The following is a 14920-nucleotide window of genomic DNA, read 5'->3' as shown; positions in this document are numbered from 1 at the left end:
TATCGGAGAAGCAATATGATCCGAAGCGTCCCCGAGGAGTTTTGCACCAGTTTGATCGACGAAAGTCCCGTCTTGATCATCGGCAACGCTATGCCGCCCCGAGATCCTGATGAAGACGACGAGGACGACGAAGAAGAAAAAGAAGAGGAACACGACGACGAACCGGCGGTCGTGCGCGAGCCGGATGAAGACTAGAGCATGATTCCCTACGCAAAAGCCGCCAAGGCTTCCCTCGACGGCTTATGTCGTTGCGTTTCGCTTGCCTAGAGTTAGCCGCGCCGAGCGGTGCTCGGACGTAGCCTGAGCCTAGCCACCGGCCGCAAATGCCTTCATTGAATGAGGCGTTCGATGCGTTGCCGGCGTGTCGGGTCCAACGTAGCCCGATGCAGAATAGTTGTCACTGGTGACGGCCCTTATCAAGCCAGCGGTGCTGTCCCATCGATGAAATGGCAAAAGCAAGCTTTCAATTGAGCGCCCTTCGATCATGATCAGCGTTCAAGCTCAGCAACGGCACTGGGTCCCGCTCGCGAGCACTGCTGGCTGCCCGTATGGGGCTTTGGCATTGCTCGTACTACCGCTTCCGTTTCTTTAGCCTCACCACTGCCCCGCCCCCGTTCTCCGGGATGAACTCAGTGCCGGCCTTCTGTAGCGCCGCTATGAGCTTCTCGCCCGTGCCACGCGCGAAAGGAACCGCGCTCAGCGCAATTGCGATGAGATTCGGAACAGACTTTGCGAAACGCAGGCGACTACATTTGAGTGATCGAACCAAAGACTGTGAAGAGTGTTTTGGGACCGGCAACGAGCTGCGGATGTGCAGCGTCCAGCCGGGCCGGAAGATCCTATTCCATCGCTGCCCTTCATGCGGTGGGACCGGGAAGATACCCGAAAAGGCTGCGTTAGCTTAGGTTCGCGCAAGCACGGCCGGCGCTATTAAGGGGGAGCTCGCGGCCGGCCGTGCAGGTCGCGGCATCGGCGGACACCAGCGGCCCAAAAACCAATCGGGCTTTCGAGGCTAGGTTCCAATCCAGCCACTGGCGGGCTGCCCTAGGTGACTCTAGGAAGGCCGCTGGTGAGTGTTTGGTTTGCGGGCTGGACGTGCAGGCCGATCGGCGCCGCGGAATCACAACACCCTCGTTTGCTTCAGAGGGGCACGGCCGGCCTGGCTGGGGGAAGACTCGGCCGACCGACCGTGCAGGTCGCGACGAGCGAACGTCAGCGACCCCGAGAACAAGCAAGAACAAGCAAGGTTAACAGGGCGAGTTCCCTAATTCGTCAGACAGCACTCTCTCCGTAGCTGGACAGGCGATGAACCGATATCGAGGCACCCAAGCGGAGTTCCAATTCTCGATGGTCTTGCCGCACACCGCGCATTCAAAGCTGCTGATCTCGCGAGCCTCTGCAATGTGCTCGCTGCGGTTATAAACCGCGCCGCATCTACAGGATCGATGACCTGATTCGGACATGTTCCAAAGATGCGCTTCGGCCTGTCCGCTTACCAGTGAACAATCCTGCCATAATCAACCGACCATCAAAACTTGAAGGCCTAAATGCGCCACTGATTCCCCGCGGGACCTTTAGAGGCCCGCGCGCGTTGACGCTTTAGACCGGGGGCGACCGCAAAACCCGGAGCTTTTCAGGTATGAGCAATATCCCCTTGGACATCGAAAGACGGTGCGAACAGCGCTGGGCTGCCAGATTTTCGGCCGCGCGCGCACTCCGAAAGCAGCACCGCCTTGAAGGGCAGCAGCGACTCGCCACGCCCGACAACACCAAAAGAGAAATCCGCCGCGCTGAGCCGGCGGGCTTGGGGCATTCACCGGCGGTGTGAGCGCGGGACCGAAACCGCGCCCTTTACGGCCGGCTAGGGACACCAGGCCACGAAACACGATTTACCACTCGACAACATACTCCTGAAACAGACCAAGGAGCAGCCTCACCGCGCGTAGATCAGACAATGGAGTCAGATCATGTCGTACATACTCAACATTCTGTATCGAGCCTATTTCCGCTCCTGCGTGACGCAGTTCCGCAGCTTGGCCTGAGAAACCTCAGGCAATGATTAGCGCACTTGTTTTTGGGATCCGGTCCAATGTTCGAAATTGTCATTGCGGTCGCTGCAGCGATCAGTGCCAGCATTTTTCTGGTGCATGCGGTCGAGGCTTACCTGACCCATTAGCGCCCAGCCGGCGAGACCTTGAAGCGCGGAGCGAGTACGGCAGCTGATCCGCCCCCTAATTGATTTGTCGCCAATCGTTGTATTTTCGCTCGGCAAAATTGACTTGCGCATCCGTCTCAGCCTCGCGCATGAGGCGTGATAGGCGCCATCCGTCAAAGTCGTCGCCGTTTCGGGTTGCGCTTTGACGAACGACATGCGCTGCGGCGCTCAAAATGCGACAGCGTTCGTTGAAACATGAGAGTAATCGCGCGCCGTTTTCCATCATTGTTTTGTTCCTTTTGGTTGGATGGCAACCAAAGCCGCAGTCAATAGTTGCAAGCCACCGGCTAACGCAATGAATTTCAAGTTAATGCCTATAATGGAAAACCCGCCGAGTTGAGTCGGCGGGTTCTGTGAGTTTCATTCCAAAAGGCATCGCTAAGCGTGCGACACCAGAAACGTAACGGCAATCAAGTTGACGGGCCGTTAGCGTGCGGGACCGAAGCTCCCACGATACAATCCTGAAACCAAATTCGGGCCCGGCGAAATCACCCGGAAACCGATGCCTCCTATCGTGCAGTCGCGCATCAAAGGAGGATCTGAAACATGATTACTCTGAAATTGATTGCCCTCACTCTTAGCGCCGGGATGGTTTTGGCGGCGATATCTCCAGATTTGGCATATGACTTTTTTCTCGCGGTGGTCTGTTGCTGCTTCGTATAGAAGAGCGCGGGACCGAAGCCCCGCGCCAGATAGGCGACGAACCGCGAACTACACTGCCGGCGGCTCGGCACACAACCCCCGCCGAAGGTGTGCCGAGCCTAGCCATGCCAGTGCGCTAGCCGATACCGACCGGCTGAAACCAATCATGGCAACAATGCGGCCTGGTGGAAATAGCGCGGCTGCAACAGTCTCCAACTATCTCGTCGCGGCTGCCCCGCCGCGAAGGCCCGTTGGTGAGTCCGAAGTTTGCCGGCTGTGGGCAACGTCAGCAAATCTTTGCGAGCTGGTTGGGAGTCTCGCCTTTGTCCGCGACGCCGCCCCGGAGATTGTTGCGGCCCGCTCTAGTGGGTCAAAACCGTAAGGGCGATCACGACGGCCGGCACCTCAAGGAGGGCCGTGCCGATCACCAAAAGCCAGAGTTCATGCTTCGTCTGCGGGTCCATGGCGTCATAACGCCGAAGGCACTTGATAGATCCGCCCTAAGCCCACGCCCGCGCCGGAATAAAAATCCGCGGAACACCGCCCCCTCCCGCCGGCTTATTTCTGGGGCGGGCCGCGACGAGGGCATGGTCCCCCTTATTGCCCTAACGCGCCGTGCCGTCGGTCCCGCCCGCCCGAGTTGTCATAAAGCTTGGGTATGCTGATCGTGCCCGTTCGACCCCCGTCCCGGGCATAGAAGCAATATTCCGCCAGTACGCGCTGGTGTGACTGGCCGGACCGCCGCCGCGTGTCCGGCCTTTTCGCGAGCTTCGGCACACTGTTTGCAAGTCCAATGCTTGCCTCGCTGCGTCCGGCGAGTAGCAGATGGGGCCCAGCGCGCACGACCTCCCGGAAACGTACGCTGGGCCCCTGATGGTTTAATTTGAATCCGGCGAAGAGCCGACTCGCGCCCATATTCGTCGCGCCGCACTAAAGGCACCGAAGCGCAAAACGCAGCCGCGGCCGGAGATGCGTTCGAAATTCGACTAGCGAAACTTGCCTTTCGGCAACTTCTCCGGATGAAAATCCTTTGGATTAAATTTTGTCTCCGCCTGCTTCACCGTGTCTTCCTTCACGGGGTCATTTGGATGGTTTTGCAGGAGCAGTATTATTGACTGCCTGATCTAGCGGGCTGAAGGCGAAGGGAAATGAAAACCTTTCTCCGCGAGGTGCTTGTCCTGTGCTGCATGGTGATAGCTTCAGTGTGCGGGATAGCGGCGCTAACGATTGTGCTAGCAATTGCTGCAAACAAGCTGACGGACCCGCAGGCTTGGATGGCAGCTGTGTTCTTTGCAGCGGTCGGCGGCGCTACGTGGATAGCCGGTCGCGCGGCAAGTAGCTGAGGCTACCGGTTGGTCGAACTAATGAAGGCGAAGGGAAAGTGAACAGGCCGCCCAAGGAAAATGAGATCAGGCGCCTATTGCGCAGAGCGTGGAGCCGACGACGGCGGCTGGCAGCCTCGCCAAGTGTTCGCAATGCTTTGCAACTGGACCTCAATCGAGAACTCGACGAGCCGCGCGGCGATAGCATGAAGTATTTCTTCGCCGCCCTTATCCTCCAGGGCATGTTGTACCTAGTCTATGGTCGGGTCGGATTAAGCTAGGACCGATGAGGGGACCATGCCTGTCAATAAGGTCACATGGAAGAAAGTTGGAGAGGTCAAAGAACCTGGCAGGTACATGTACACTTTTGGTTGGGTGACGATCACACCGGCTGACCTCGCAATCTGGGAGCTTTTTCCGAACGCAGCGTTCACGCTCGTGCAGCAGGTCGGTGCGAACAACGAATACAGTCTTGGTTCATTTGACTTGCAGCCATTCGAGTTGGACTCCCGCGACTAAAATCGCGGGTTGCTGCCGCGCCTCAATAGCGTATGCCGACACGTCGAGCGCGTGTTCAACGCCGACCAACAGAAAACCCCGGCATTTCCCGGGGCTCCTCTGTAATACCTCGCGGATCAATGACCGGCGAGGCCAGACGTCATCGCGCTCTCGGCTAGGTTCGACGAGTACGGCGACTGCGCTGCAGTATAACGGGGTGCGGCGTAAGCATTGCTGTTGCGGAATTGCTGGATCGCCGTTGCGTGTGCCTTGCGTGCGTGGTGCTCGGCGGCGCCTGCCATCTGAACCGTTGTCGCGGCAATCAGTGTTGCGCCAAGAACTTTGAAAAATGTCGTGTGCATGGACGTCTCCTTGATGAGACGCCTTAGCGAAGGCAAAATGCAGTTCGCTTTGTGCGTCTTCTGATAAGGATGTGTCGCTTGACGATGAGGATTATTACTGCGCTAGCAATCACAAAGCGGCGAGCAAGTTTTTTGGTCAGCGTCTTTTTCGGCCCAAATATTGGGCTCCTCATTCAGCGGTATCGGACGTGCCGGAGTGCCTGTCGATGCTGAACGCACCCACGACTCGCTGTATCTCGCCGCCATTCGTTGCCCCAAGTCTAGCGGCCTCCCAAAGGCGCTAAAGCTTCACGTCGCGCCCGCGAAGCCGAAAGTAGACGAATTGCTTGAACCTTCAGTTGACCGCCGCTACTCACGTCTAGGGCGAGTTGCGCCCAAATGATGGTGAGCATCCGTCCTATTCGCACAATCGGAGGGAATGCCATGAGATCCAATCATAAAATCGCAATGGTATTGCTGGCTGGCGTCGCAATCGGCGCTATCGCGGTTCAGGGCCTCCACGCTCAAGGCGCCAAACTGAAGGCTTACGCTATCGCTGAGTTTGAACCCCTCGATGCTTCAGCCCAAGCCGCTTCGCTGCCCGCCGCCCGCAAGGTGATCGAAGCAGCCAACGGTCACAGTTTGCACACCACGGCCGGACGAGTGGTTCAGATAGATGGAGGGCCAGCCCCCAAGAGTGTGGGGATTACCGAGTGGGGCAGCGTGGATGAGGCCGTCGCATTCTACAAGTCGAAAGCCTGGGCGGACCTTGCACCCCAGCGCGACAAGGCGTCCAAGGTGATACGAAGGTACCTCGTTGAAGTCGAAAAGTAACGGTCCGCTTCATTCTCTTGTATCGCAGCATCAAGCAGTACGGTCGCTTCACCGGATGAGTTGCCTTGAGATTCAGTTAAAGGTGTTTCCGCGATCGATGTACGTTTGTTGGAAATTCTACGAGAGACGCGACCGCAGTGGCGGCGATGACGGTGTTGCGGCATACGCTAGCGTGCTGTTACTCCGATCGGAAAGCGTTTCGCTGCCGCCATTAAATTGCATGTTACAAATTTCAAGCAGGCGTGATCGGCCAACGAGCAGGACGGCAGTCACGCTCTCATAATTGGAGGACGGGTTGGTCTATGTCGTGCCGACAGGAACGGCGGCCAAGCTGATGCGCATACAGTTTATGTGCTGCGAATCCACGCGCGCGATCCTGCAAATCAAAACCTAAATCTAGCTCGACTAAACTTCTGTTCAATGGCGGCTCGCCGAACTCACCCCTACCTCTCGATTCGTAGCCGAGGCCTCCGGCACACAATCGCTAACCGGGCTCGCACGCAACCTGCGATATATCTTCCTGAAGGAGTTGGAGTTCTCGATGTCAAAGTTTGCGATTGGCGATAAGGTCGATAGAGCGACCGACGATCATGAAAGCGGCGTCGTTATTGCCGTCTTCTCGACGGACGACGGCAATTTTCGATACGCCGTCGATACGGAGGGGTACGGCACGCTACAGTTTCTGACCGAAGAAAAACTAGTCGTCCACCCCTGTTACTAGGCGCCACAAGCGGAAGTAACGCGGCCGCCGACGCGCATGCCCTCAGTCGGTCCGTAGTTGCATCCCTTCCATACGTTTTCTCACCCGCGCTTCATTGCATGAGGAGTCCGAAATGATGCGTACCGCTATGTCGTTAGCAGTGTTACTGCTCCTTGCCACGCCGTCCGCATTTGCCGGGGAGCCGGAGATAAACGTGAAGGCGGTATGCAACACCAGATCGGCCGACGCGAAAGACTTGCAGATACCCCTTGACCAGAGCGACCAGGATTGTGTGCGTGATGAGGAAGCTGCAAGACGGCAGCTTGGTGCCCTCTGGGCATCAACCTCGGTCTCCATACGGAACCGATGTCAGGCTGATGCTCGCTCGTTGGGTACCCTGGACTATTTCGATCTCCTCAGCTGCCTGCAAATTGCCGAAGATTTGAAATCGGTGCCGAAAGAGGAGACCGGGACGCAATCGATGGCGCCGCGGCGATAGATGGCCAGACGGCGCTGAGTGTCGGACGGCGGCAAGCATTAGACTCGTCGTCTTGCATCCGTGCTGCACGGCCCGGAAGCATTGGTTCGCTCTCTTTCGTGTGGGCCGAGATCGTTAGCACGGCGATCTCTTTCATGCCGGACGGTCAATTTCCGTCACCCGTTCTTTGTCCGCATGCGCCCTGACAAGCTTGTCGCTTAAAAACGATCGACTGAGCTGTCCCACGCTAAGACGACTTCCTTATACGCGTGAACGGCGAAGTCTTGGGCGCAATAGGTGTTGCCGGCTTGGACAAGGAGACCGGCACCGATATCGCTAACACACCGCGGCGGCGGCCTTGAGCCCCGACGGGCAAAACCCTCAGCACAATTGATGGTATCGCTGCCCACGCTCGGTTGCGCCCTTGTTCGAGCTGCTCTAGCGCCGGCACGCCCCCTGCGCTCGCGAAGAGACTGGCGCACTTACTATCAAGCAAGTGACCTGCGACCAGAACATTAAGAAAAGCACATGAAAGGTAACAGTCGCGTGCGAGAAACTTCCGATGATGTGCTGTCGCTATATCTTGTGACTGTAGCGATCAAGGATGAAATAGCGGCCGAAGTGACGGCGATGGCGATGGGCTGGGTGCCGGTGGAGGGTGAAGACGGTGTCCGAATCTGGGTTCGCTCAAACGATCTCGACGTCGATGACGCACAGTACTGCAGCTCAGCGCTTGAAGTGGTTCGCACCTACACACACTGAGAACATGCGACATAAAGCCGGGGTGGCCAGTTTTCTGCCACAGGCTGATCGACGGCGCGGCTCCAAAGTTGCGACGGCAGCCGAACATCAATTCTACCCTACGCAAGATACGCCCACGAGCGAGGCGCGCAGGTGGTCGACCGTAAACCTAAGTATCCTTAGTCTCAAACGAATGTAACGCACTGATAAACGCTCGTGCAATGGTCCGGTCGGTCTCTCTGTGATTGGTTGTAGTCGACGGCGTTATGCCGTTCGAACTGGGATTGTGGAGGCGAAAATGCTGAGCAAAGCATACTTGGACACGGCACGGACCATACTCCGGGCGGCCCAAACGATGACGGACCAACGTGTTGCGGGTCAGCTTAAGGCGCTCGCTGAGAACTATGAGCGGCGAGCTGAGAAAGCTGCACACGCCGATGCGGCCAAGGCATCGGCTCGGTCAGTTTCTCGCGAATGGGAGGAAGCACTCCCATGAACGTTATCATCCAGAAGTTTAACGGCATGTGGCACCTCATCGTCGGGTCGTGTCAGATCCGCAGTCCGTTCTTGGAAACGCAGGACCGCGGGCTGGTCGTTGCATACGCCCGCCGGATCTACCCGGGCGCCAAGATCTTCGAACGCGACTAACCGTTTAGAGGGGAATCAGGCAGCACTCACGCAAGTGCGCTGCGCCGCAACGGGTCATTATCAGCTTTCGAGCCGCGTCCCAGCCAAGGTCCGTTGATCCCCCAACAGCCGACATGCGGCGACTGCATCGAAATGTCGGTTTCGTGCCATGAAGCGACATCGTACGCTTGGTTTGATATGCCAGCACGTTTACTCGCCGACCGCATCCAAGCGCTCGTAGGATGGGTGAGTTGCTGAAGCGGTTCGATGGTCGTGGTGGAGATCAAACAGAAAAGGGGGGCGCCCCTCTTTTTGCTCCTGAACGAACGCGGCGAGAGGGTCGCCGCGAATGCTGGCATCTCCGCTGATCAACAGAAGCAAGCAATTCGCGTCGCCAACGTGCCTATAGAGAAATTCGAGGCCGCTAAGATTCGCGCCCCTGTCACATCATGTTTCGCAGACCCAGCGCCAAGTAGGCGGCATGATCGACGACATGCTGTACCAGATCCTTATCGAGGACGAACGTTTGGGCCTTAACTGAACTGCGCCCGCCTTGCACAAGCGAAACCCGCCGGGGCGAGCCGGCGGGCTTGAGCCATTACCTAGCCAACCCTTAGATTTTCCGCGGATGTTTTTCCGCGGTTTTCCTTCTCTTCATAGCTCACCTTGGCACCTTCATTGAGGGTGCTCAGGCCGGCTTTTTCGACGGCCGAAATGTGCACGAACACATCCTTGCCGCCGCTGTCGGGCTGAATGAATCCAAAACCTTTGGTCGGATTAAACCACTTCACCGTCCCTGTCGCCACGTCCGCACTCCCATTTTCACAACCACGAGAGGCAGCTTAGGGCCATCCGGCACGGACTCACAAGCAAAAGCCGCCGCTGGGTATGATCAGCGGCGGCTCCTCGCGGGGGTAAAGAAAATGGCGTTGCTGCGCGACCTAGCGGTCGGGACTTACGACTCTTAAGACGCGAAAATCAGGAAGCTTGAGCTGCGAATAGTTGGCATACGCCTCGGCGCGAACCCTGTCTCGGGCTGCCAATCTCTTTAGTGTGAGCCGGAGGGCGACCTCCGCCTCTCTCATATCATTCCGGAGCTCTTGCCGCTCAAAGCGCGTCATTGAGGAGCCCGCAAGCTGGCGCCATGCGCTCCTCAGCCAATTTCGGAGCACGCGTACATCTTGATCAAGGGTGTCCGCCAAGGGCTTCCTCCCGAGGTGCCGCGGGGACAAATTATGTGATTCGCGGCTTCTAGTAAGGTCAAGCCGTCATGCCCCAACCCCTAGCGGCTTCTCTCCGGATCCGATCCGCGGAATCCTGTTCGAGATCAAAGACAGGCCAACGCAGTACCTGGCCGGCCCTCCAAGCGCGCCATAGAGCGCGGCTGGATTGTACTGCACGAAAGCGGGACCTATCTCAGATTTACGCAAACTGGCGCGGATATGTTCGCGTAATGAGGGGCAAACGGGCCAGCACTGCGGAATCTGTTGTACGAGGAGGCTGTGAGCTTTTCGCTGTCAACGTTCACCCTCGATATCGACGGAAAACCAACATTGGTTTTACGGGCGAAGTGGCAGGCTGACGCTGACGAAATCTGCCGCGCTTGGGTACAGGCCCATTGGGACGAAGTAACCAGAGAAGGGCCTTATGGGGCAGAACTGCCGCCCGCAATCAGGCTGCGCATGGCACGCGCGGCGGAAAAAGCCACATATGAAACGAATGCTCATAGTGCCCTGTTTTTTCACGATGTGAGTATCGTCATGCTGACCGGTGCCAAGCGTTTGGACGAACCTCCAGACAGCGGCGAGCCGACCAATGATCCTGAGCAGAGGCCTGGCAATGGTGATCCGCAAGCCTCTTGATCTTCCGCCCGCCGTTGCCCACGCCTTCATTAAGGACATGAAGGCGTACTTCGCTGAAGAAGACCGGCACAAGCGGGATGAGATTGCGCTGCGACAGCTTCACGCCCTTAGAGAACACCAAGGACCGCGCGAGCAAGCGCTTGGGCTTTCCGACGTGAAAGCCATGTTTTTGCACATGAGAAATCACACCAACTTCCCCGGCAGCCGTCGCGGCCATTGACTCAACCGCGGCGACAGGTGTGAGATGGCTGGTGTTTTGTTGCGTCCAGGGGTGGGTGTGATGGACAGTAAATTTTTAGAGCAGCGTGCGGCACATTGCCGATTCCTAGCCGAGAGGGCTGACCCGTTCATCAAGCGACGACTGCTGGATCTGGCCGTGCGCTACGACGCTAGATTGAATCACTCCCTGCGCGGGCCACCACGTACATTCGGAATACCCGGCAGTCTTCTGGAAGCGTTATTGCCGTCGCAGCGGGACGCTGGCGCCGACTGATTTTTAGGCGATCATGCCGTCCGTTTTATTGGACGCGCTAACGATCTTTTTCATCGTTGCAGGCCTGGTTCTCCTTTGGCTGAATTTACGCGCGTGGCGTCGACGCAAGGTCCGGGTAAGCGCCCGCGATAATTGAGAAGATCCAACTTTGCTTCCAGATTGGCGATTTGCTGCACAGGTTGGCTCTCTCTGTGGCGATGTTCTCAACGATGGGCCGCGCTTTGTCATCACGCTCCTCCTACTAACGGGTCGACAATTGCCGGTGATAAAATTTCTCCTCCGGCAAGAGACATCCTATAGTTTTCCGTAAGGTACGAGGCTTCCGGGGAAGCCCGGTGTTCCGTACTGGGAACTGGCGCGGGCTCTAATCTGCCTTCCCGAGTGTCCTAGACAGCACCATCGGATCATCCCAGGTCAGGACCCAAACGAAGCTTAGGGCCTAACACAGGATGTTGTCCAACATGCGTGGATAGAACCGTTTGGTTGTTGCTAGGCTGGGTTTGCTCGCGCGATCGACCCCGCCCCAAGCCTAGCGGGCAGACGGTCCGGTTCAACGACCGGGGCCGTCTCTTTTGCATGTCAACGAGCCCACCAAAGTGAGCGACTTCGAGAATTTTCTTGAAACTTGGTGCACCAAAAACCTTAGCCATTTTGAAAATGGCTTCGACGAAATCGAACACTTTCACGCTCCGCGGGCAGAGCGATTGAGAGCGGAGGCCTACGAAGCCGGATTTGGGACCGCAATCACGCAATTAGGACACGTGTCGGAAGGCGGCTTGGTCGGCTACGTCAAGCGTTGCTATGAAACATTAGAATTTCAAAGGGGGAGGTTGCGTTAACTCCGCCGTCACCCGCGCCTTCCTCAAGGAAACAAACACACATAATGCGGGGCCCGCCGCGCCGGTTTCTTCTTGCTTTGTTTGCGAAGAGCTAGGACGTCATTCCAAGTTCGCTCGGTGACATCCTTGGGTCGAAACCGTTGATCGCCGAACCGGCGGTTGCACGACGTCGGGGCCGAGATCTCCCGGAGCCGGCTCCTGATGGCGGCGGCGAAATAGGTGCCCAGATCAGACCGAGTGAAGCATTTTGAGATCGCGCATTTGTTGATGGAGCGCGCGTAAATCGATCCGGTCGAAGGCTGCAATCCAATCGATGCCTCGGTTCGTCCACTCAGGCCGGCATACGGAATGGACTGCACGCAATATCGGATCGAGAAGCGCATCGGGACCGTTTCCTTCGGATTCGACGATCGCTCGCAGTGTGAGCAGGATGTCGCCGCGGTCTCCGCCGAAATATTTATCAGCGCGATAGACCCAGCGCTGCAAGGTGCTGCGCGCCACAGGATCGATCTTGGGGAAATCGAGTGCCTCAAGAATGACTGCGACCTTCTTCGAGATGCCAAGGATAACTGAGGCGGCAATCAAGACGACGGTTCGAAACGGCATTGTGTTCTTCCTCCCTCGGGGGCCCCACCACCACAGCGCAAGGCAGGCAGGTGGCAGCGGGGCCGCGGCGGGCCCTGTCACCGTGATGGGGTGCGGTGCGGGGCCTTCTGGGTAGCGCGATCCCGCGGTAGGACGGCGCAAGGCGAACCTTCGCAGATTCCTCGCCGATTGGTGGTCACGTCTGATCAGATGATGATGGACAGATCGTGTTTCCCAAATGAACGATGAAAAAGAGCGGCCGCGAAACAGGACATTGCCGAGACCATTGGCCTTTGCGACCCATTGTTGCAGGTTCGACATGTTCTCAAGAATTGGCGGTAGATAGGCGAAATTGTACCGCCAGACGAGACGCACCCACCCCACGATCCATGTCACAACGCCCGTCGTTCGGTAAGCGGTCATCAATGATGAAACAAGGCGTGTGTCGTGGTCGACGGCTTCGCGCGACCATGCGGTAACAAACATCATGACAATGAGGAGTGCTGCGATCCAATGGAGAGCAATGCTTATACGGTCGAAGCTTTCACTTTCGAAGGTCGCGTCGAGGACGGACCCATCAGAAGGTTCAGTCATGCCCGTTTGCTCCAGGTTCTCGTTGCGAAGTTCCTAATGATAGAGACTTGCGCGCCGGCAACTCTATTCCGAGGTCACCTATCCGTGTTCGGGCCATTTATCGTCCAGTGAAACATATTCATCGATCGTGAGCGGAACGCGGAAGCAGCCTAATCAGCGTCGCTTCCACGCGAGAACGCACGACTGTTATTTTTCACGATGGCTTGAAAGAAATCTCAACACTCGGGGATTCAGGAATATCCCGAATTCACTGGGAGTCTGGTGATCAGAGGCGCCGACGCGCAAATGAGAATCAGACGGAGACACATTCAATGGCTAAGCGTTTGCTTTTTTTCGTGTCGGTAACTCTATCAACGGCAATCGCGGCTCCAAACGCGATCTGCGACCGCGCTTGAATCTTTTTGCTTAGTTGTATCCGCAAGAGGAGCAAGGCGTACAATGAACATGATTCATTCCTCCAAGTATCCGATTGGTCGCTCGGCCTTGTGGAGACAAGACGTCTTAATGGTCACTGCCTTCGTCGTTTGGGCAATCGTATTGGGTTTGTTACCAGTCTTGGTCATTGGATCGTTGATGACAACTTGAGCGGCTCTCGACCCAAGCAGGCGGACAATTTCTCGCCGAGATCGAACCGGCCGTGGGGTCATGCGGTGGAGAACCTCACTCGATTGACCGCGATCGAACCGTCGGCCCGAATTGGTTTCAGCATGAATTATAAGACGATAGATTACTTAGCTTGACACGGAAGCTTCCCGCGCCCCGCGAAGGCCACGGACAGATATTGAGAGCCTATATCCGGACGATGCCGTTGCCTTCGTCCCGCTCTACTGGCTCTTATCGGAAGCGCAGAAGTGCGGGCTCGATTTCAAAGTCTCGCCGTTCGCCGATCCTAATTCGATCAAATGGATCGCCTCTTCTCAGGACAAGGATAGGCGGCTTTTACGACTCGCGCGCGGCGCTACCCTCCGGGCCCGCGGCAAACCATCACTCCCCAAGAAAATTGGCCAAAAAATCTCCCACACTGCCTCCGTCTGATGCTTTGCGGTTTCCTTATTTTATGTTGAACTCCGCTCACTAAAGACGCGTTAGTCGCCGACGACTGCCCTTCTTCATGTTTCACCTCGATCAAAGGGAAATTATGCCTCGCCATTTCAAACCAGGTTTCGGCAGCGTCTTCACTTCAATCCTAACGGCTGTATTGTTCCTGCTTGCGACGGATGCGAAGGCTGCCGACCAGGTAAAGGTCGGAGTCTTCCCGGTATCGTCGGCGCTCCCATTTTTCGTTGCTGTTGAGCGCGGCTATTTTGCCGAACAGGGAATCGAACCGGTTCCGACCCGAATGGCTTCAAGTACTCTGATCATTCAGAGCTTTCTTTCGGGCGATCTGGAGGCTGCACCTACCATCGTCACCACTGAGGCCTTCAACGTCAACCTGATCACGAAAAACACTATTCTTTATCTTTCCATCAACGGTCAGAACGATCAGAACCGGCAAGAGATCTTTGTCGTTCGCAAGGGGCTCGACGTGAGCTCGATCAGGGATCTTAAGGGTAAAGCGACGAAGATCATGTCAGCTTCCGGGCCGGCTAACGTGACCTTTGCCAAAGCCGTGCTGAAGGCCAACGGGCTGGAAGAGGGCAAAGACTACACCATGACCGACCTGCCCGTGAACCTGCATGTCAGCGCGATGACGGCGGGCACGTTCGATGCCGGCTACACGCTTGAACCGGCCGGAACCATGCTGAAGGCGAGTGGCGGCGCCGTCGAGCTGGAAGGTGGTGTGGTCGCAACCCACATTCTCGGCCGCAAGGACGCGATGGCGTTTGCCGCGGGCGGAGCCATCACGACCAAGTTCGCCACCGAGAGACCCGACGTTGCGCGCCGCTATGCCATTGCCTGGCGCAAGGCGATCGAAACCATCGACAGGGATCCGAGTGCGCGCGAGGCTCTCAAAGTCAATACCTCAGTGCCGCCCGACCTGGTGATGAAGGTCGGAGTGCCTAAATTCACCATGGCCGATCAGGTAACCGCCCAGAATATTGCGGACTTCCAGAAATACATGGACTTCGCGACCACTCAGGGCATCGTCAGGGGGCAGGTGGATGTCACAAAATATTTGGTGACGCTCGACAAGTAATGGCTCTGATGG

At 57.0% G+C, this 14920-nt stretch carries 15 protein-coding genes; 11 read left to right on the top strand and 4 right to left on the bottom strand.

The window, feature by feature from the left end; all coding sequences use genetic code 11:
• Positions 1-15: 15 nt before the first annotated feature.
• Positions 16-195 (top strand): hypothetical protein, encoded by a 180-nt coding sequence (locus BUA38_RS27905; protein ID WP_072823033.1) that lies wholly within the window; start codon positions 16-18, stop codon positions 193-195.
• A gap of 2036 nt (positions 196-2231) precedes the next feature.
• On the opposite strand, the gene BUA38_RS27900 is transcribed toward BUA38_RS27905, so the two are convergent.
• On the bottom strand, positions 2232-2441 hold the full coding sequence (locus BUA38_RS27900) for a hypothetical protein (protein WP_072823031.1): 210 nt from the start codon (positions 2439-2441) through the stop codon (positions 2232-2234).
• 2035 nt (positions 2442-4476) lie between these two features.
• Between BUA38_RS27900 and BUA38_RS27885 the strand changes: the two genes are divergently transcribed.
• Entirely contained in the window at positions 4477-4698 is a 222-nt protein-coding gene (locus BUA38_RS27885) for a hypothetical protein (protein WP_072823024.1), read from the top strand.
• A gap of 116 nt (positions 4699-4814) precedes the next feature.
• Here the strand turns inward: BUA38_RS27885 and BUA38_RS27880 are convergent, their stop codons facing one another.
• Positions 4815-5039 carry a hypothetical protein gene (locus tag BUA38_RS27880; RefSeq protein WP_072823022.1) on the bottom strand — a complete coding sequence of 75 codons (225 nt, stop codon included), beginning with the start codon at positions 5037-5039 and terminating at the stop codon, positions 4815-4817.
• Between the two features lie 423 nt (positions 5040-5462).
• Between BUA38_RS27880 and BUA38_RS27875 the strand changes: the two genes are divergently transcribed.
• From BUA38_RS27875 to BUA38_RS37690, 5 genes are all read left to right on the top strand, one after another.
• A complete protein-coding gene (locus BUA38_RS27875; protein WP_172806102.1) occupies positions 5463-5852 on the top strand; it encodes a DUF1330 domain-containing protein in 390 nt (129 codons plus the stop codon).
• Positions 5853-6393: 541 nt separating this feature from the next.
• Positions 6394-6573 (top strand): hypothetical protein, encoded by a 180-nt coding sequence (locus BUA38_RS27870; protein ID WP_072823019.1) that lies wholly within the window; start codon positions 6394-6396, stop codon positions 6571-6573.
• Between the two features lie 112 nt (positions 6574-6685).
• The gene (locus BUA38_RS27865; RefSeq protein ID WP_156898765.1) at positions 6686-7051 is read left to right on the top strand and encodes a hypothetical protein; all 366 of its coding nucleotides are present in this window, start codon (positions 6686-6688) and stop codon (positions 7049-7051) included.
• A gap of 507 nt (positions 7052-7558) precedes the next feature.
• Positions 7559-7792 (top strand): hypothetical protein, encoded by a 234-nt coding sequence (locus BUA38_RS27860; protein WP_072823015.1) that lies wholly within the window; start codon positions 7559-7561, stop codon positions 7790-7792.
• A 471-nt stretch (positions 7793-8263) separates the two neighbouring features.
• Complete coding sequence (locus BUA38_RS37690; protein ID WP_172806101.1) at positions 8264-8419, top strand: hypothetical protein; 156 nt, start codon at positions 8264-8266, stop codon at positions 8417-8419.
• Between the two features lie 581 nt (positions 8420-9000).
• Here BUA38_RS37690 and BUA38_RS27850 read toward each other — a convergent pair.
• The gene (locus BUA38_RS27850; RefSeq protein WP_072823011.1) at positions 9001-9204 is read right to left on the bottom strand and encodes a cold-shock protein; all 204 of its coding nucleotides are present in this window, start codon (positions 9202-9204) and stop codon (positions 9001-9003) included.
• A gap of 696 nt (positions 9205-9900) precedes the next feature.
• On the opposite strand from BUA38_RS27850, the gene BUA38_RS37160 reads away from it, so the two are divergent.
• The 3 genes from BUA38_RS37160 to BUA38_RS27835 all read left to right on the top strand — a co-directional run bounded on the left by BUA38_RS37160 (position 9901) and on the right by BUA38_RS27835 (position 11592).
• Positions 9901-10260 carry a hypothetical protein gene (locus BUA38_RS37160; protein ID WP_156898764.1) on the top strand — a complete coding sequence of 120 codons (360 nt, stop codon included), beginning with the start codon at positions 9901-9903 and terminating at the stop codon, positions 10258-10260.
• Entirely contained in the window at positions 10238-10480 is a 243-nt protein-coding gene (locus tag BUA38_RS27840) for a hypothetical protein (protein ID WP_244553068.1), read from the top strand. Before BUA38_RS37160 ends, BUA38_RS27840 begins: the two co-directional genes overlap by 23 nt.
• Positions 10481-11349: 869 nt before the next feature.
• On the top strand, positions 11350-11592 hold the full coding sequence (locus BUA38_RS27835; protein WP_156898763.1) for a hypothetical protein: 243 nt from the start codon (positions 11350-11352) through the stop codon (positions 11590-11592).
• A 228-nt stretch (positions 11593-11820) separates the two neighbouring features.
• Here BUA38_RS27835 and BUA38_RS37155 read toward each other — a convergent pair whose 3' ends face one another.
• A complete protein-coding gene (locus BUA38_RS37155; protein ID WP_156898762.1) occupies positions 11821-12771 on the bottom strand; it encodes a cytochrome b/b6 domain-containing protein in 951 nt (316 codons plus the stop codon).
• 1138 nt (positions 12772-13909) lie between these two features.
• On the opposite strand from BUA38_RS37155, the gene BUA38_RS27820 reads away from it, so the two are divergent.
• A complete protein-coding gene (locus tag BUA38_RS27820; protein WP_072823003.1) occupies positions 13910-14908 on the top strand; it encodes an ABC transporter substrate-binding protein in 999 nt (332 codons plus the stop codon).
• The last annotated feature ends 12 nt before the right edge of the window (positions 14909-14920 follow it).

It is taken from the genome of Bradyrhizobium erythrophlei, assembly GCF_900142985.1.
Lineage (GTDB): Bacteria > Pseudomonadota > Alphaproteobacteria > Rhizobiales > Xanthobacteraceae > Bradyrhizobium > Bradyrhizobium erythrophlei_B.
The sequence above is the reverse complement of the archived record's forward strand: the minus strand, read 5'-3'. Positions and strand labels throughout refer to the sequence as shown.